21 protein-coding genes are annotated in these 16684 nt (G+C 71.5%); 8 read left to right on the forward strand and 13 right to left on the reverse strand.

Annotated features, from left to right (window positions below):
- Positions 1–52: 52 nt before the first annotated feature.
- Positions 53–463: a DUF779 domain-containing protein gene (locus tag HQQ78_RS02760; RefSeq protein ID WP_173152108.1), complete on the forward strand. Its 411-nt coding sequence runs from the start codon at positions 53–55 to the stop codon at positions 461–463.
- Positions 464–485: 22 nt separating this feature from the next.
- Here HQQ78_RS02760 and HQQ78_RS02765 read toward each other — a convergent pair whose 3' ends face one another.
- Entirely contained in the window at positions 486–1127 is a 642-nt protein-coding gene (locus HQQ78_RS02765) for a hypothetical protein (protein ID WP_173150968.1), read from the reverse strand.
- A gap of 88 nt (positions 1128–1215) precedes the next feature.
- Here HQQ78_RS02765 and rplU point away from each other — a divergent pair, with 88 nt between their 5' ends.
- The 4 genes from rplU (at position 1216) to HQQ78_RS02785 (ending at position 4308) form a co-directional block, all read left to right on the forward strand.
- Entirely contained in the window at positions 1216–1527 is a 312-nt protein-coding gene (gene rplU / locus HQQ78_RS02770) for a 50S ribosomal protein L21 (protein ID WP_054144935.1), read from the forward strand.
- 14 nt (positions 1528–1541) lie between these two features.
- The gene (gene rpmA / locus HQQ78_RS02775; protein WP_043596143.1) at positions 1542–1808 is read left to right on the forward strand and encodes a 50S ribosomal protein L27; all 267 of its coding nucleotides are present in this window, start codon (positions 1542–1544) and stop codon (positions 1806–1808) included.
- Between the two features lie 124 nt (positions 1809–1932).
- Positions 1933–3108, forward strand: a complete 1176-nt coding sequence (locus tag HQQ78_RS02780) for an alcohol dehydrogenase catalytic domain-containing protein (protein ID WP_173150969.1) — start codon at positions 1933–1935, stop codon at positions 3106–3108.
- Positions 3109–3339: 231 nt separating this feature from the next.
- Positions 3340–4308: a phosphodiesterase gene (locus HQQ78_RS02785; protein WP_173150970.1), complete on the forward strand. Its 969-nt coding sequence runs from the start codon at positions 3340–3342 to the stop codon at positions 4306–4308.
- Positions 4309–4758: 450 nt separating this feature from the next.
- On the opposite strand, the gene HQQ78_RS02790 is transcribed toward HQQ78_RS02785, so the two are convergent.
- Positions 4759–5592 (reverse strand): oxygenase MpaB family protein, encoded by an 834-nt coding sequence (locus HQQ78_RS02790; protein WP_173150971.1) that lies wholly within the window; start codon positions 5590–5592, stop codon positions 4759–4761.
- A gap of 38 nt (positions 5593–5630) precedes the next feature.
- Here HQQ78_RS02790 and HQQ78_RS02795 point away from each other — a divergent pair, with 38 nt between their 5' ends.
- On the forward strand, positions 5631–6107 hold the full coding sequence (locus tag HQQ78_RS02795) for an NUDIX domain-containing protein (RefSeq protein WP_173150972.1): 477 nt from the start codon (positions 5631–5633) through the stop codon (positions 6105–6107).
- A gap of 187 nt (positions 6108–6294) precedes the next feature.
- On the opposite strand, the gene HQQ78_RS02800 is transcribed toward HQQ78_RS02795, so the two are convergent.
- The 5 genes from HQQ78_RS02800 to HQQ78_RS02820 form a co-directional block, all read right to left on the reverse strand.
- Entirely contained in the window at positions 6295–7950 is a 1656-nt protein-coding gene (locus HQQ78_RS02800) for a stealth family protein (protein WP_235452728.1), read from the reverse strand.
- Between the two features lie 127 nt (positions 7951–8077).
- The gene (locus HQQ78_RS02805) at positions 8078–8449 is read right to left on the reverse strand and encodes a DUF6804 family protein (RefSeq protein ID WP_056045790.1); all 372 of its coding nucleotides are present in this window, start codon (positions 8447–8449) and stop codon (positions 8078–8080) included.
- Between the two features lie 3 nt (positions 8450–8452).
- Positions 8453–9037, reverse strand: coding sequence for a GDSL-type esterase/lipase family protein (locus tag HQQ78_RS02810; protein WP_173150973.1), 585 nt, complete (start codon positions 9035–9037; stop codon positions 8453–8455).
- A 92-nt stretch (positions 9038–9129) separates the two neighbouring features.
- Complete coding sequence (locus tag HQQ78_RS02815) at positions 9130–9336, reverse strand: hypothetical protein (protein ID WP_173150974.1); 207 nt, start codon at positions 9334–9336, stop codon at positions 9130–9132.
- Positions 9333–10922, reverse strand: a complete 1590-nt coding sequence (locus HQQ78_RS02820; RefSeq protein WP_173150975.1) for an SDR family oxidoreductase — start codon at positions 10920–10922, stop codon at positions 9333–9335. The genes HQQ78_RS02815 and HQQ78_RS02820 overlap by 4 nt, the downstream gene beginning before the upstream one ends.
- 26 nt (positions 10923–10948) lie before the next feature.
- Here HQQ78_RS02820 and deoC point away from each other — a divergent pair, with 26 nt between their 5' ends.
- Entirely contained in the window at positions 10949–11677 is a 729-nt protein-coding gene (gene deoC, locus HQQ78_RS02825) for a deoxyribose-phosphate aldolase (RefSeq protein ID WP_173150976.1), read from the forward strand.
- A 139-nt stretch (positions 11678–11816) separates the two neighbouring features.
- Here deoC and HQQ78_RS02830 read toward each other — a convergent pair whose 3' ends face one another.
- From HQQ78_RS02830 to HQQ78_RS02850, 5 genes are read right to left on the reverse strand one after another with little or no spacing between them, the layout of a single operon-like run.
- Complete coding sequence (locus HQQ78_RS02830) at positions 11817–12758, reverse strand: bifunctional riboflavin kinase/FAD synthetase (protein WP_173150977.1); 942 nt, start codon at positions 12756–12758, stop codon at positions 11817–11819.
- 5 nt (positions 12759–12763) lie between these two features.
- On the reverse strand, positions 12764–13255 hold the full coding sequence (locus tag HQQ78_RS02835) for a hypothetical protein (RefSeq protein WP_254065001.1): 492 nt from the start codon (positions 13253–13255) through the stop codon (positions 12764–12766).
- A 46-nt stretch (positions 13256–13301) separates the two neighbouring features.
- On the reverse strand, positions 13302–13670 hold the full coding sequence (locus HQQ78_RS02840) for a hypothetical protein (RefSeq protein ID WP_123570217.1): 369 nt from the start codon (positions 13668–13670) through the stop codon (positions 13302–13304).
- Positions 13667–14566 carry a tRNA pseudouridine(55) synthase TruB gene (truB, locus tag HQQ78_RS02845; protein ID WP_173150978.1) on the reverse strand — a complete coding sequence of 300 codons (900 nt, stop codon included), beginning with the start codon at positions 14564–14566 and terminating at the stop codon, positions 13667–13669. Before truB ends, HQQ78_RS02840 begins: the two co-directional genes overlap by 4 nt.
- Before the next feature lie 46 nt (positions 14567–14612).
- Complete coding sequence (locus HQQ78_RS02850) at positions 14613–15167, reverse strand: hypothetical protein (protein ID WP_159826397.1); 555 nt, start codon at positions 15165–15167, stop codon at positions 14613–14615.
- A gap of 68 nt (positions 15168–15235) precedes the next feature.
- Between HQQ78_RS02850 and HQQ78_RS02855 the strand changes: the two genes are divergently transcribed.
- Entirely contained in the window at positions 15236–16105 is an 870-nt protein-coding gene (locus HQQ78_RS02855; protein ID WP_371740320.1) for an A/G-specific adenine glycosylase, read from the forward strand.
- 28 nt (positions 16106–16133) lie between these two features.
- On the opposite strand, the gene rbfA is transcribed toward HQQ78_RS02855, so the two are convergent.
- The gene (gene rbfA / locus HQQ78_RS02860) at positions 16134–16673 is read right to left on the reverse strand and encodes a 30S ribosome-binding factor RbfA (protein WP_123570219.1); all 540 of its coding nucleotides are present in this window, start codon (positions 16671–16673) and stop codon (positions 16134–16136) included.
- Between the last annotated feature and the right edge of the window lie 11 nt (positions 16674–16684).

The raw sequence follows: 16684 nt of genomic DNA on the forward strand, positions 1-16684 counted from the left end.
AGCAGCCGAGGAGGCGCGGGTCGGCGCGGTCACGCCGGCCCCGGCCTCCGGGATGGTCGCCGCCACCCCCTCCCGGGTCGACGTCTCCCCCGAGGCGGCGGCGTTCCTCGTGTCCCTGACGGCGCAGCACGGCCCGCTGATGTTCCACCAGTCGGGTGGCTGCTGCGACGGTTCGTCGCCGATGTGCTACCCCGTCGGGTTCTTCCGGGTGGGAGCCGTCGACGTCCATCTGGGCGACCTGCACGTCGACGGGATCGACCCGATCGAGGTCTACATGTCCCGGAGCCAGTTCGAGTACTGGAAGTACACGCACCTCACGATCGACGTCGTGCCGGGCCGCGGGGCCGGGTTCTCGATCGAGAGCCCGGAAGGCCGGCGGTTCCTGATCAGGTCACGACTGCTGGACGACGACGAGCTGCGGGCGTTCGGACTCGACGACGCGATGGGCGACACCCCGACCTGATCGGCCGACGCCGCCCGGGGACTCAGTCGGTCGGCGGGTGGGGCAGGGCGTAGACGCCGTGCCCCACCCGGTCGACCACTCCCTGCCGGGCGAGGACGCTCAACGTCGACAGCACGCTGCTCCGACGGTAGTCGGGCAGGGCGGCGACGATCTCGGTGGTCCGTCGGGCGCCGTTCCGCAGCACCTCGGGCACGCGGTCGGCCAGGGAGTCGCCGACGGGCGCGGCCGCCGGGGCGACGTCCGTCGGGTCGCCGGCCCGCGCCTCCTGGTCGTACTCGGCTCGGGCCTGGTCGAGGCCCTCGGCCGAGACGCGGGTGGTCGCCCCGTCGACGCCGGAGGCGTGCGCGTAGGGCGCGAGGGTGAGCGACCGGCCGACGCGGGCGTACACGGCCGACGCGCTCGTGCCCTGGTGCTCGGCGATCTCGGGGTACGACGCGCCGCCGAGCAGCAGCACCGCCTCGCCCTCGAGGCCGAGCCACTGGCCGAGGCTCGCGATCTCCCAGCCGGCGGTCGTCACGGCCGAACCCCAGACCTCGATGTCGTCGGCGTGCTCGGTGGTGAGCGTCTCGAGGTCGTCCAGCAGGTCGAGGAGTCGCCGGCGGGCGTCGTCGACGATCTCGGCCGTGAACTGCGGCGGGCGGCGAAGTTTGATCGGTCGTGACATTTGTGAAAGACTATCCAAGTTGCCTTCGTGGCACCACGACGTCGTCCGGCAGTCCGGGCGTCACATCCCCCACTTTTTTGGAGTTCCCATGGCTTTCGCAATCGTGCGCGCCGGTGGCCGTCAGGAGAAGGTCGAGGTCGGCACGATCCTGACCGTCGACCGCCTCAAGGCCGCGACCGCCGACACCGTCTCGTTCGTCCCCGTCCTGCACGTCGACGGCGACACCATCCTGTCGGGCGACGACCTGGCCAAGGTCACCGTCGAGGGCGAGGTCCTGAACGACCTGCGCGGCCCGAAGATCGTCATCCAGAACTACAAGAACAAGACCGGCTACAAGCGTCGCATGGGCTTCCGTGCCGACCTGACCCGCGTCAAGATCACCTCGATCACCACCAACTAAGGGGCTGACACCACATGGCACACAAAAAGGGCGCATCGTCCACCCGCAACGGTCGTGACTCGAACGCACAGCGCCTCGGCGTGAAGCGCTTCGGCGGCCAGGTCGTCCTCGCCGGCGAGATCATCGTCCGCCAGCGCGGCACCCACTTCCACCCCGGCGTCAACGTCGGCCGCGGCGGCGACGACACCCTCTTCGCCCTCGCCCCCGGCTCGGTCGAGTTCGGCAACAAGGGCGGCCGCAAGGTCGTCAACATCGTCGCCTCCGCGACGGCCGTCGCCTAGGCGACAGCACACGCGTCATCCGCCTCGGGGCGGTCGGGCCCAGGCCCGGCCGCCCCGAGGCGTTTCCGTGCCCGCTGTACCCCTCGTCCAGGCGGCACGGGGTGAGGACGCGTAGACGGGAACGATGAAGGCACTCACGTACCAGTCCGTCACCAACGTCTCCGTCGAGGACGTCCCCGATCCCACGATCATCGACCCGAGCGACGCGGTCATCAAGGTCACGTCGGCCGCGATCTGCGGAAGCGACCTGCACCTGTACGACGCCCTGGGCGCGTTCCTCGACAAGGGCGACGTGCTCGGCCACGAGACCATGGGCATCGTCACCCAGGTCGGTTCCGAGGTCCGCCGCATCAAGGTCGGCGACCGCGTCGTCGTCCCCTTCGTCATCGCGTGCGGCCACTGCTTCATGTGCGACCGCGGGCTCTTCTCGCAGTGCGAGACCACCCAGGTCACCGAGTACGACTCGGGCGCCACCCTCTACGGCTTCAGCAAGCTCTACGGCCAGGTGCCCGGTGGCCAGGCCGAGCAGCTGCGGATCGCGCGTGCCGACGCCAACCTCGTGAAGGTCGGCGCCGACCTGCCCGACGAGCGCTACCTCTTCCTCAGCGACATCCTGCCGACCGCCTGGCAGGGCGTCGAGTACGCCCAGGTGCCCGAAGGCGGCACCCTGGTCGTCCTGGGCCTCGGCCCGGTCGGCCAGTTCGCGTCGCGCATCGGCAAGTACCGCGGCTACCGCGTCATCGGCATCGATCCGGTGCCCGAGCGTCGCGCCATGGCCGAGCGCCACGGCGTCGAGGTCCTCGACCTGACGAAGGACGTCGCCGACGTCGTCAAGGGCATGACCGACGACCGCGGACCCGACTCCGTCGTCGACGCCGTCGGCATGGAGGCACACGAGCACGCCGGCATCGGCCTCGTGCAGAAGTTCGCCGCCGCCCTGCCCGACGCGATCGGCCAGGCCGTCATGCAGAAGGCTGGCATCGACAGCCTCGGCGCCATGCACCTCGCCTTCGAGATCGTGCGCCGTGGCGGCACCGTCTCGCTCAGCGGGGTCTACGGCGGCACGGCCGACCCCACGCCCTTCCTCACGCTCTTCGACAAGCAGATCACCATCAAGATGGGCCAGTGCAACGTCCAGAAGTGGATGGACACCCTGATGCCCCTCGTCGAGGACCCGACCGACCCGCTCGGCACCGAGGACCTCGTCACCCACCCGGTGCCGCTCTCCGAGGCCGCCGCCATGTACGACGTCTTCAAGAACAAGGAGGACGGCTGCATCAAGGTCGTCCTCAAGCCCTGACGCCTCGACACGTCAGAGACCTCGACGACGCGACCCCCGCCTCCTGGGGGTCGCGTCGTCCCGTGGGGCGGGCTAGCGTCGTCGCTCGGGAATGCGGCCTGTTCGACGACCGTTCACCGAAACGCGCGCGCACGTTCACCCCACTCATGGCAATCGGGTGATGGACTGGTGACGAATCAACAACGAGGGTCTCGTCCCGAGCCCACGTCGGCGACATCGATTGAGAGAACCATGGATCTCCGGACGGCCGAACACCCCAGGCCGAACCACTTCATCCTGCACCTCAGCGACACGCACCTCGTCGGCGGTGACCGCGACCTCTACGGCGCCGTCGACAGCGAGGCCCGGCTCCGTCAGATCATGGACGAGATCGAGGCGTCCGACGGGCGGCCCGAGGCCATCGTCTTCACGGGCGACCTCGCCGACAAGGGCGAGCCGGAGGCCTACCGCAAGCTCCGCGATCTGATCGAGCCCGTCGCCGAGCGACTCGGAGCCCAGGTCATCTGGGCCATGGGCAACCACGACGACCGCAGCGCGTTCCGGTCCGAGCTCTTCGGGCAGCTGCCCTCGCAGCGACCCGTCGATCTCGTCTACGACGTCAACGGCCTGCGCGTCATCACCCTCGACACGACCGTGCCGGGCCACCACTTCGGCCGGCTCTCGGGAGACCAGCTCGACTGGCTCGCCGAGGAGCTCTCGACCGACGCCCCCGACGGCACCATCATCGCCATGCACCACCCGCCGGTCCCGAGCGTGCAGGACCTGACGGCCCTCGTCGAGCTGCGTGACCAGGCGGCCCTCGCCGAGGTGATCGAGGGCAGCGACGTCCGCTCCATCATCGCCGGGCACCTGCACTACTCGACCAACGCCACCTTCGCGGGCGTCCCCGTCTCGGTCGCGTCGGCCACCTGCTACACGCAGGACCTCAACGTCGCCGGCGGCGGCACGCGGGGCCGCGACGGTGCCCAGGCGTTCAACCTGGTCCACGTCTACGAGGGCACCGTCGTGCACTCGGTCGTGCCGATCGGCACCTACGAGACCGTGGGCGAGTACGTGCCTGCCGACGTGGTGGCCGAGCGGCTCGCCGTCGCCGGCGTGCGCATCGCCCCCGCCGCCCCCCGCCACCGCGCGACGGACACGGCACCGGTGCCCGTGGTGCCGCGCGACCTCGCGCTGACGGGGCCGATCGACACGCTCTGACCGGGCGGGCGGGCCCTCGCACCACCGCCCTAACCTGCCGCGCTGCACTCGCCCGCTGGGTAGGTGCCGCCTGCCGGCCAGGTGCCGCCCGCCGTCCAGGTCCCGCCCGCCGCGGCCGGCTTCGAGCACCGGCGGCAATTCCTGCTTCCTGCTCCGTGCGACCTCGTACGCCCCCTTCCCTGGCCCGTCGTGCAGCACGGAGCAGGAGTTGCCGACCCACTCGGTGCCGTCGACCCCGCCCGTCCCGACGCAGCCACGCCGACGACGACCGACCGCCCCGAACACGGTCCGCGCGAGTCGGCAATTCCTGCTCCACGTCGCTCGAACGACGCCGACACGCCCCCGCCTGCGATCGCCGTGACGCGAGTCAGGAGTTGCCGACGAGGGACGAGGACGACGTGACGGGAAGCGGGACGTGCCGACCCGGACGCCGGCGACGGGCGGACCGGGTCAGCCGTGGGCGGGGGTGCGGGCCTCGGCGGCCATGGCCGCGCGCAGCCGACGCAGGTACCCGTCGCGGAGGACGTGACGGAGGCGTGGTGGCAGATGCGGGACGACCGCAGCCGTGACGCGCATGACCCGGTCGTAGCGGCGCTGGGCGGCCGGCGACCAGGGCAGGCCGAAGTCGTCACGGACTCGACCCGGCAACGACCCTGCGGTGACGAGCCGGGCGAGCGGCATCACCGCCCTCAGCCACCACGGCCCCGTCGCTGGGTGCAACAACTCGTGGGCGACCCGACGCGTGACGTCGTCCACCACGAGGTGCGCGACGGCGTCGTCCCAGTAGCGCCGGAACGACGCCGCATCGGCCGGCCACAGCTCGCGCGGCATCTGCAGCGACGTGCCGACGAGGGCGTAGTCCTGGTAGACGGTCTCGGCGTGGGCCGGGTCGATCGGCCCGTGCACCCGCTCGAACAGCTGCACGGCCGAGTCGTAGAGCGTGGCTGCGACCCAGAGCTGCAGACCAGGGTCGAACGCGTCGTACCGCACCGGCGAGGACCCGCCGTCGTGCACCGGACGGTGCGCCCGCCCGACGACCCGGCGGACGTGGGCCACCTCGGACGGCGTGCCGAAGACGATGGCGTAGAGGTACGTCATGGTGCCGTGCAGCCGCGACAACGGGCGCTCGACGAAGTCGCTGTGCTCGGCGACGCCGTGCCCCACCCCGGGGTTCGCGAGTTGCAGCAGGATCGCCCTGCCCCCGCCGGCCAGGAGCAACGACTCGCCCGCCATGTCGGAGATGCGCCGCACGTCCGAGCCGTGAAGGGTCCAGGGCAGTCGCATGCGGTCAGCCTACGGCGGGCCGTCGGTAGGGTGCTGACATGGCCACCCCCGACTTCGTCCTGTCCCTGCGCGAGAAGATCGGCACGGCACCGCTGTGGCTCGCCGGCGTCACCGCGGTCGTGGTGCGCGGTGACGAGACGCTGCTGGTGCGCCGAGCCGACACCGGCGCCTGGACGCCGGTGACGGACATCGTCGACCCGGGCGAGCACCCCGCCGACGCCGCCGTCCGCGAGACCCTCGAGGAAGCCGACCTGAACGTCGTCCCCGAACGGCTGGCCTCGATCGGAGTGACCGACGAGGTCGTCTACCCGAACGGCGACCGCGCGCAGTACCTCGACCACACCTTCGTGATGCGCTACGTGTCGGGCGAGCCCTCCCCCGCGGACGGCGAGAACACCGAGGCCCGCTGGTTCCGGCTGGACGACCTGCCGACCATGGGCCCGGACATGCTCTCTCGTCTCGACGCCGCACTCTCGGGCGAACAGGCCGCCCGCTTCGGCACCTCGTCGAGCTGAGCGGCCGTCCGGACGACGGTGACGGCCACCGCGCCGGTGTCCGGCGTCGGCACCCGGCGCCAGTGACCGGCACCCGGCGCCAGTGACCGGCACCCGGGGCCGGTGACCGGCACCCGGCGCCAGCGACCGGCGACGGGTGACGGCGACGGCCACGCCCGTCACACTCGCGACGCGGGTACGACCGGCGTCAGTCCGACCCTTCGAGCCCCCGCTGGGACGACGATCCTGTCGCCTCGCCCGACTGCGCCGCCTCGGCCCCGAGTGCCCGCCTGTCCTGCTCGGCGTTCTCGAGGGCGACGCGCTGCATCTCGTCCTTCTCCCACGGTGCGGGGAACGGATAGTACCGCTCGAGGAAGTCCGTGACCGTCGCGGTCCGCTCGTCGTCGGTGACCTCGGGGAAGCTGCCGTCGTTGAGGCAGAAGAAGTCGAACGCGCGTTTCTTCAGCACCTCGGACAACGACGCCAGCCCCGACACCATCGTGGTGTCGATGTAGCTGACCTTCGCGTTCTCCTGCACGATCGCCCGACCCGTCATCAGCGAGTAGTAGTGGTAGAGCGAGTTGGTGACCGAGATGTTCTCCTTCGCACGGAAGGGGCTGCCCGCCGTAGCGGCGAACTCGTCGGCGAACTCGTGCTCCATCTCGAAAAGGACGCTGCGGCGCAGCGGCGCGGCGGTGTGCTCGAGGTGACGCGTGAGGACGCGGCCGAAGCGCTGCTGCAGCAGGCGGCGGTTGACCCGCGCGGCGTTCTCGAACCCGCTGCGGTCGATGTTGTTGTGCCCGAGCCCGATGCGGGTGTCGGCCTCGATGAACTTCGTGACGGAACCCGGTGAGAAGAACATGCTCGGCGCGACGGGTCGCCCGAAGAACATGTCGTCGTTCGAGTACAGGAAGTGCTCGCTGAGCCCCTCGATGTGGTGCAGCTGCGACTCGACGGCCTGCGAGTTGTGCGTCGGGAGCATCGAGAGGTCGCTGAAGAACTCCTCGCTGCGCACGACGCGGACGCGGGGGTGCTCGCCCAACCACTCGGGCACGGGCGAGTCGGTCGCGATGTAGATGTTCCGGACCCACGGGGCGAACATGTAGACCGACCGCAGGGCGTACTTGAGCTCGTCGATCTGACGGAACCGGGCCGCCGAGTCGTCGCCCTCGCCGACCACGTGACGCTTGGCCTGGGCGGCCCGGGCACGCTGGTACTCGATCGAGTTGCCGTCGACCCACGAGAAGACGATGTCGATGTCGAACGTGATGTCGGTGGCGTGGTCGTCGAACATGTGCTCGAGGGTGGGCCACTCGATGCCGTACCGCTCGACGGTCTGTTCGACGGCCTCGGCACGGGGCAGTTCGGTGCGCATCAGCGCGTTCTCGGTCGGGGCGAGGATCTCGTCGTCGGTGATGATCCAGAATTCGACCTGCACGGCCGTGCCCGCGCCGTAACGAAGGCGGCCGATGGGCTCGACGCGGGGCCGGTAGACGCGGAAGACCCGCTCGGTCTCGAGCTCGAGTCCGCCCTCGACGACCAGGGACGCCTGACCCTTGCGGGGCTTGGCATAGAAGGGCTCGGTGGCCGAGGCCGCGACCATGGCGGCGGTGAAGCGGTCACGGTGCACGGTGTCCACGGCGATCACGGGGCGGACGTCGTTGCCGCGAACGAGCAGGAAGGGCACCTGGGCGGCGTCGAGCACACGCCGGATGTAGAGCAGGTCCTCGATCATCGACTGCTGGGGCGTGAGGTGACCGTTGAGGAGCGTGAACTGGCCCTTGCGGACCACGACGTCCTCTCGGTCGAGACCACCGGCTCGGTGACGAGGGGTCAGGAGAGGGCTCTCGGACGTGCCGACCATCTCTGACGTACCGGGGATCTCCGTGGCCATGCAGACTCAACCTTCCGTGCGGGCCTCGGGCGGGCGGACGCACCCTCGGCATTTTACGGGGTCGGAGGCACCTCGGCGGATCCGCTGCCCACGACGGTCAGCGGCGGCCTCGGACCGGAGCGGCCCCCGTGGTCGTCGCGGCGGCGGTCGGCACCTTCACGAGCACCCCGACGGCGATCATGAGCGCCGCGGCGACGAACTGCAGCCCCTGCCAGAGGTCGGGCTGGACGGGCACCACGAACACCGGGTTCCAGAGGACGGCCACGGCGGCGAGCAGGGGCAGCGCCCACCAGGCACGCCCCCGGTAGGCGAAGACGAGGACGATCAGGGCGAAGATCGACACCACGTACCGGAACACGGTGAAGACGTCCGAGCCGAGCAACGCGGTGCCGGCCAGCAGGGCGATGGCCGCGATCAGGCCGGGCGCCAGGGCCGGACGCGTGAACGCGGGGGCGGTGGGGGTGGGCACCGCCTACTCGATGTCGTAGGCGACGTCGAGGACGCTGATCGGACGGCTCATCGGCGGCTCGTCACGCAGGCGCTCGAGGGCCGGCTGCAGCTCGCCCAACCAGGCCTGGTAGCCGGCGTCGCTGAGGTGGACGTGGTCGGCGGCGAACTCGGGTCGCAGCACGTCACCGGATTCGTCGGCGAGGGCGGGCCAGAGGTCGAGCCACTGCGCCCGGACCGTCGAGGAGAACTGACGGAGGTGGCGGTTGGCGTCCTTGAGGCGGGGTGCGAATTCCGCCCCCCGCGGCGCGATCGACTGCAACAGCAGACGCGTGCCGGGCAGTTCACGACGCATCGCCACCATGAGGTTCTCGATGCCGCGCACCACCTGTTCGACCGAGCGTCGCGCGGTGAAGTCGTTGGTGCCGATCATGAGCACGACGGAGTCGGGGTTCGCGGCCACGACGTCGTGGAGCCGTTCGGTCAGGCCGGCGACCGTGTCGCCCCCGACGCCCAGGTTGACGACCTGCTCGTCGGGCAACCACGCCGCCCAGTCGCCGTTCTCGGTCAAGCTGTCGCCGACGAAGGCGACGGTCTCTCGGTGTGTCATCACGACCTCCTGGTGGTCTGCTGAAGTGCCCCCATCGTGCCATCACCCGCTGGGAGCCGCGAACCGGCGCGCGCGTGCGCGCCGCCCCGACCTCACTGACGGAAGCGCCGCGGCCTCCTCGACCAGACGCGGTCGAGCGCGTGGCGGACGCGCGGCAGCAGCACCACGAACGACGACACGACGACGAGCACCCCGAACAGCACCCCGAGCCACAACGGCACCGGCGACATGGCCTCGTCGCCCGCCGGGTACAGCGGCACCGGCGACGACGCCAGGACGAGGAGGCGCGGGTCGGTCACGCCACGGCCGTCGCGTCGGTCGTGGCCCCGCCCGCGGCACCGGTCGCCCGGGCGGCCGCCTCCCGCTCGGCCGTCGCCGTGATGCGCCGCAGCATGCCCGAGAAGATCACGCCGTGGAACGGCAGGATCGCGAACCAGTAGAGGCGCCCGCCGAGTCCCTGCGGGAAGAACACCGCGCGTTGGCGGTAGTGCGAGCCGCCGTCGGGACGCGGCTCGACCGTGAGTTCCAGCCACGCGCCTCCGGGGACCTTCATCTCGGCCCGGAGCCGCAGCAGGTGGCCGCGATCGAGCTTCTCGACCCGCCACCAGTCGAGGGCGTCCCCGACGCGCAGGGTGGTCGCACTGCGGCGGCCGCGACGGAGGCCGACTCCCCCGACCAGTCGGTCCAACCAGCCGCGGGCCGACCACGCCAGCGGGAACGAGTACCACCCGTTCTCGCCGCCGATGCTCTCGAGCACCTTCCAGAGCTCGGCGGCCGGAGCGGAGGTGTCGGTCTGCCGGTCGTCGGTGTAGACGATGTGCCCGGACCAGTCGGGGTCGCTCGGCAGCAGGTCGCTCGGCGCGCCGGCGACCGACGAGTCCTGCCAGCTGGTCTCGACGTCGCCGTCCTGTTCACGCTGCAGGGCGAGGCGGACGGCGCGACGGTAGGGCAGCAACCCCTCGGCGGGCGGGGGCACGACGGCGTCGATGTCGTGCTCGCGCACGACGCAGTCGTACTGCAGCGACGCGATGATCGGCACGGCGAGGGCACGGGGCACGGGGGTGACGAGGTTGACCCACTGCGAGGCGAGCCACGGGGTGAAGACGGGGAGGGACGCGATCGGCCGCTGCTTGAGGCCGGCCTCGAGGGCGTACCCGTTCATCATCTGCCCGTACCGGAGCACGTCGGGACCGCCGATGTCGAAGGTGCGGTTGACGTCGTCGGGCACGTCGGCCGCCCCGAGCAGGTAGTGCAGCACGTCGCGGACGGCGATCGGCTGGATGAAGTTGCGGACCCACTTCGGTGCCGGCATGTAGGGCAGCACGTCCGTCAGGTGGCGCACCATCTCGAACGAGGCGCTGCCCGACCCGATGACGACGCCGGCCTGCAGGGCGACGGTCGGGACCCCGCTCGCCAGCAGGACGTCGCCGACGTCCTTGCGCGACTGCAGGTGCTTCGACAGGTCGCCCTCGGGGTGCAGTCCGCCGAGGTAGACGATCCGGCGGACACCCGCGTCGCGCGCCGCGTCGGCGACGGTGTGCGCCGCATCGGCCTCCGCGCGCTCGAAGTCGCCCTTGCCACCCATCGCGTGGGCGAGGTAGTAGACGACGTCGACGCCCTCCATGGCGGGACGCACTGTCTCGGGGTCGGTCAGGTCGCCCTGGACGACCTCGACGTCGCCGGACCAGGGCACGTCCCGCAGCTTCTCGGGCGATCGCACGAGCACCCGCACGTCCGCCCCGGCGGCCACGAGCCGCGGCGTCAACCGCCCGCCGATGTACCCGGTCGCCCCGGTCACCAGCACCCGGCGGGAGGCCACGGCATGGTCGGTGTCGCTCGTGACGGGGGCGCTCGACGGCTCGGCGTCGGGAGTGTTCGCTGACATGGGCCCAAGCTACGCTGGACCCCATCATGACTACCCAGCAGCTCCCCACCGTCTCCGCCGTCGCCGGCATGATCGACCACGCGATCCTCAAGCCCGAGCTCACCCGCGCCGAGGTCGACGTGGCCCTCGACGACGCCGCCGCGAACCACGTCTTCAGCGTCTGCGTCCGGCCCTCCGACATCGCGCACGCCGTCGAGCGCCTCGAAGGCACCGGCGTCCTCGTCGGCACCGTCATCGGCTTCCCCCACGGCACGACCTCGACGGCGGCCAAGGCCGCCGAGTCGCGCCAGGCGATCGCCGACGGCGCCGCCGAACTCGACATGGTCGTCAACATCGGCTGGCTGCGCAGCGGCATGACCGCCGAGGTCGAGGCCGACGTGCGCGGCGTGGTCGAGGCGGCGGGCGACACGCTCGTCAAGGTCATCCTCGAGACGGCCTACCTCGACGACGACCAGATCGTCGCCGGTTCGACGGCCGCCGAGCGCGCCGGAGCCGCCTTCGTCAAGACGTCCACGGGCTTCGCCGGTGGCGGGGCGACGCTCCCGCACCTGCGCCTCATGCGCGAGGCCGTCTCCGACTCGGTGCAGGTCAAGGCCTCGGGCGGCGTGCGCGGCCTCGACACCGTGCTCGAGATGCTCGAGCTCGGCGTCACGCGCTTCGGCACGAGCGCCAGCGGCACGATCCTCGCCGACCTGGCGCACCGCCTCGAGACGGGCCGCGCCTCGGGCGCGGGCGACGACACGACGTCGTACTGACGAACCGAGGAGGCGCGGGTGACGTCGACGACGTGACCCGCGCCTCCTCGGGGCCGTCGGGCCGCGCCCTCGCACGGCTCGGCGTCCCGCCGTCGACGTGCTCCGGACGATCGACTCACGGCGCTCGACGCGAGACGCCTCAGGCGGTCGCCAGCCCCAGGATCTCGCGCGTGCGGACGACGTCGGCCCGGATGTGCGCGATCAAGGCGTCGAGCCCCTCGAAGCGCACGTTGCCGCGCACCCAGTCGACGAAGTGGACGGTGACCTCGAGCCCGTAGAGGTCGAGCGAGACGTCGAGCAGGTGCGCCTCGACCTGCTTGGCCGGCACCCCCTCGAACGTCGGGTTGTTGCCGACCGACACGGCCGCCGGGTAGAGCGTGTCGCCGACCGAGACCCGGGCGGCGTAGACGCCGTCGGCCGGGACGAACCCCTCGCTGTCGCGGGCCAGGTTAGCCGTCGGGAAGCCCAGCTCGCGGCCCCGCTGTTCTCCGTGGACGACGATGCCGCGCACCGACGGCTCGCGGCCGAGCAGGACGCCGGCCTCACGGACGTCACCCGCGTCCATCAGCTCGCGGATCCAGGTGGACGACGCTCGGCGGCCGCCACTCGGTCTCACGTCGTCGATCGACACGACCCGGAACCCGCGCGAGGCACCGAGGCCGCGCAGGGTGTCGACGGTGCCGCTGCCGCGCACGCCGAACCGGAAGTCGTCACCCACGAACACGACGCGGGCGTGCAGGGCCCCGACGAGGATGCGGTCGACGAACTCGTCGGGCGTCAGCGCCCGCAGCTCGGCGTCGAAGGTGAGCATGAGGGTCGCGGCGACCCCGGCCTCGTCGAGCAGCTCGCGCTTCTGACGGTTGCTGACGAGAGCCGTCGGCACGTCGTCGGGTCGCAGGACCGCCAACGGGTGCCGGTCGAACGTGACCACGGTGGACACGAGACCCTCGTCGCGCGCCACCCCCTCGAGCATGTCGATCACGGCGCGGTGCCCGACGTGGACCCCGTCGAACTTGCCGATGGTGACGGCGCTCGGCCCGAAGTCGGGCGGCACGTCGCCGACCAGGTCGTAGAACTGCACGCGCGCTACCTCGTCGTGCCCGGGTCGCGAGGGACCCCACCGGCCCCCACGCCGTCGGCGCCCGCCCCGTCGACCCCCCACGCGTCGACGGCCCGGGCCACGCGGCCCTGCCGTCGCAGCCACAGGATGCCGAGCACGGGCAGGACGAGCGGCACGAAGCCGTACCCGCGACCGAAGAACGACCACACGGTGTCGTGCGGGAAGAGTTCGGGGTCGAGCACGGTCACGAGACCGATGATCAGGACGCCGGCGAGCTCGAAGCTGATGGTCGCCCAGGCCACGGCGTACCACCCCTGGCCACGGCCGATGAGGGCCACGGTGGCGACGATGTAGACGACGGCCGACAACGCGCTCAGGGTGTAGGCCAGCGGAGCCTCGGAGAACTGGGTCGCGATCTGGAAGACCGACCGACCGGTGGCGGCGAGGGCGAGGAGGGCGTACACGGCGATGAGGACCCGGCCGAGGCCGACCGCGCGCGTTGACTTCTGAGTGACCATCTCGTCAAGGATAGGACTCCGACGCCTCCACCGCCGACCGGGTGGGTCAGAGGCCCTGGACGGTCCAGATCTGGAACATCCGGTAGACCATCACCGCGATCGCGAACGACGAGGTCGCCAGCACGAGGTTGCTCCAGCGCGTCCGGTCGACGAGGGCCCAGACCGTCGCGAGGGGCGGAAGGAGGATGGCCGAGACCAGGTAGATGTAGAACTCCACGAGGTTGCCCGTCGGTCCGTTGCCGACGAAGGGCGCGACGATCGCGACGACCAGCTGCACCAAGAGGAGCAGCAGCACGACGGCACCCGTGCCGACGGTGATGTCGTCGGGCTGACGCTTGGCGAAGCAGGCGACCACGCAGACGATGCCGGCCACCACGGCCACCACGACCTGCACCCAGGTGAACCACTCGATCATGCCTGCACCTCGTCGGTCGGGAAGTTCACGATGGGCTTGGCGGCCCCGCCCCGCACCGAGACCAGGCCGGCGAGGGCGCCCGTCGGGGTGACGGCGGCGACGGGCCCCGGGGTGTCGGCCAGCTCGACGGCCACGCGCTTGCCGTGCCCGAGGTCGACGGCCTCGGCAGCGGTCATCGACCACTCGGGGAAGAGGGTACGGGCGACGTCGACCGGAGGGAGCAGCGCCGGGGCGACGTCGATGCCCTCGAGGACGGAGGCGCGGGTCACGTCGAACGGCCCGACCCGCGTCCGACGCAGTGCGGTCAGGTGTCCCCCGACGCCGAGGTCGGCTCCGAGGTCGCGGGCGAGGGCCCGGACGTAGGTGCCGGACGAACACGAGACCCGCACGTCGAGGTCGCGCACGGGCACACCGTCGACGACGGTGTCGCGTCGCTCGAGCACGGTGAACTCGGCGATCGTCACGTCGCGGGCCTTCAACTCGACCTCGACCCCGGCACGGGCGAGGTCGTAGGCGCGACGGCCGTCGACCTTGATCGCGCTGACCGTGGTGGGCACCTGGCTGATCGGCCCGGTCAGTCGCGCGATGCCGGCGTCGACGGCGTCGTCGGTGACGTCTCCGGCCGCGGTCGTCGAGACGACCTCGCCGTCGCTGTCGTCGCTCGTGGTCGAGACGCCGAGGCGGATGGTGGCGTCGTAGCCCTTGTCGAGGCCGACCAGGAAGGTCAGGAGGCGCGTCGACGAGTTCAGGCCCAAGACCAGCAACCCCGTGGCGAGCGGGTCCAGCGTGCCGGCGTGGCCGACCTTGCGCGTGCCCGCGGCCTTCCGCACCCGGGAGACCACGTCGTGGCTGGTGATGCCCTGCGGCTTGTCGACGAGGAGGAGACCGCTGTTCACCCGACGACGTTAGCGCAGCAGGACCGCGACGAAGCCGGGGACGCGCTCAGCACGCGTCGTCGAAACGTCGACGGGGGTGCTCGCGGTCGGAGTTGTCGACGACGGCCGAGGCCCTGGCCCGGGCGTCGAGTCGCGAGTCGTCGGCGGTGACCCACACCCGGTAGTGCCACAGCCCGGCGAGGCCGGGGCGGGCGAGGTCGGTGCCGTCGACGAGCAGCACCGCGTCGGCGGGGCCGGTGACCCACGCGGACTCGACCGCACGGTCGGCGTCGGCGTCCCAGGCCCTGTCGACCCAGCCCGTGCTGCCGCCCATCCGGAACGGCTCGACGAGCACCCGTCGGAAGAGGCTCTCGTCGAGGACCGGAGCGGAGTCACGAGATGCCCCTGCGGGCCGTTTCTCGAAGCCGGCGAGCGAGGCACGGAACGCCGCGTGGCCCTGCTCGCGGAAGGCCTCGAGGAGGTCGTCGGCGAGACCGGCCGCACCCGCGCCTCCATCGCTGTCGATCGCGACGAGCACGCGTCCGCGCCCGTAGTTGTGCACGATCTCGGTGGCGAGTTCGCGCAGCGTGTCCTTCTTGGCAGGGGCCCATCGGGTGGTCATGCGGCCACCGTACGCCCGACGGCCGGGACCTCGCCGGGCACGCCCTCGACGAGCCGTAGGCTCGTACGGTGAGCATCTCCCCCGCCGTGGCCGCCTGGTTCCGCGAGAACGGTCGCGACCTCCCGTGGCGGCGTCCCGGCTTCACGGCCTGGGGCACGCTGGTCAGCGAGATCATGCTGCAGCAGACCCCCGTGGCCCGCGTCCTGCCACGACTCGAGCAGTGGCTCGACCGCTGGCCCACGCCACGCGACCTGGCGGCGTCGCCGGCCTCCGAGGCCGTGCGCGCCTGGGAACGCCTCGGCTACCCGCGTCGGGCCCTGGCCCTCCACGCCGCCGCCGTGGCCATCACCGAGCGACACCACGGGGTCGTGCCGGAGGACGTCCCCTCGCTCCTGGCGCTGCCCGGGATCGGCGACTACACCGCACGGGCCGTCGCGGTCTTCGCCTACGGCCACCGACACCCCGTCGTTGACACGAACGTCCGCCGGGTCCTGGCCCGTGCGGTCGAGGGACTCGCCGAACCGTGGGCGCCGAAGGCCTCGCGGGACCTCCCCCTGATGGAGTCGCAGCTGCCCGACGACCTCGAGGAGGCGCGGGTCACGAACGCGGGCGTCATGGAGTTGGGTGCCCTGGTCTGCACGGCGCGGTCACCGAAGTGCGACGTCTGCCCGCTGGTCGATCGGTGCGCGTGGGTGCTGGCGGGTCGTCCTGCGCACACCGGGCCGCGCCTCCGGACCCAGGCCCGCTTCGAGGGATCGGACCGCCAGGTGCGCGGATTGATCCTGGCCGAGCTGCGGGCCAGCGACGTCCCCGTCACGGCGGCCGAGATCGCGACCGTCTGGCCGGACGACGTGCAACGCGCGAGAGCCCTCGCCGGGCTGCTCCGTGACGGTCTGGCCACGGGGTCGCCCGACGAGGGCTATCGCCTGCCCGACTGAGGCGGGGGCGTCCTGACGGGTGCTCTGGCTAGCGGGTCGAGCCGTCGGGCTCGGTCGACTCGCCTGCGGCGGGTGCCTCGAGCTCGTCGTCCATCGCCAGGTCGTCGTCGAGATCGTCGTCCGCGTCGAGGTCGTCGTCCGCGTCCAGGTCGCGGGGCTTGACGTACGGGTCGGCGTCGCCGGCGTACTCGGCCGACGAGGCCATGGTCTGGCTCTCGTGGTCGCGCTGGCGAGCTTCTTGCAGCAGACGATCGATCGAGGCCGCGTTCTCGGGGAGTGCGTCGAGGATGAACTCGAGGCTCGGGGTGAGCCGCGCGGTGATGTTCTTGCCCACCTCGCTGCGCAACATGCCGGTCGCCGACTTGAGGGCGGCACCCGTGTCGCGCCGTTCGTCGTCGGTGCCGTAGACCGTGTAGAAGACCGAGGCGTGCTGCAGGTCTCCCGTCACCTTGACGTCGGTGATCGTCACGAACCCGAGTCGAGGGTCCTTGATGCCGCGTTCGAGACGCCGCGCGATGATCTCGTGGATGCGGTCGGCCATCTTGCGGGCGCGTTGCGCGTCAACCATTGTTCACTCCT

The organism is Frigoribacterium sp. VKM Ac-2859 (assembly GCF_013204925.1).
GTDB lineage: Bacteria > Actinomycetota > Actinomycetes > Actinomycetales > Microbacteriaceae > Frigoribacterium.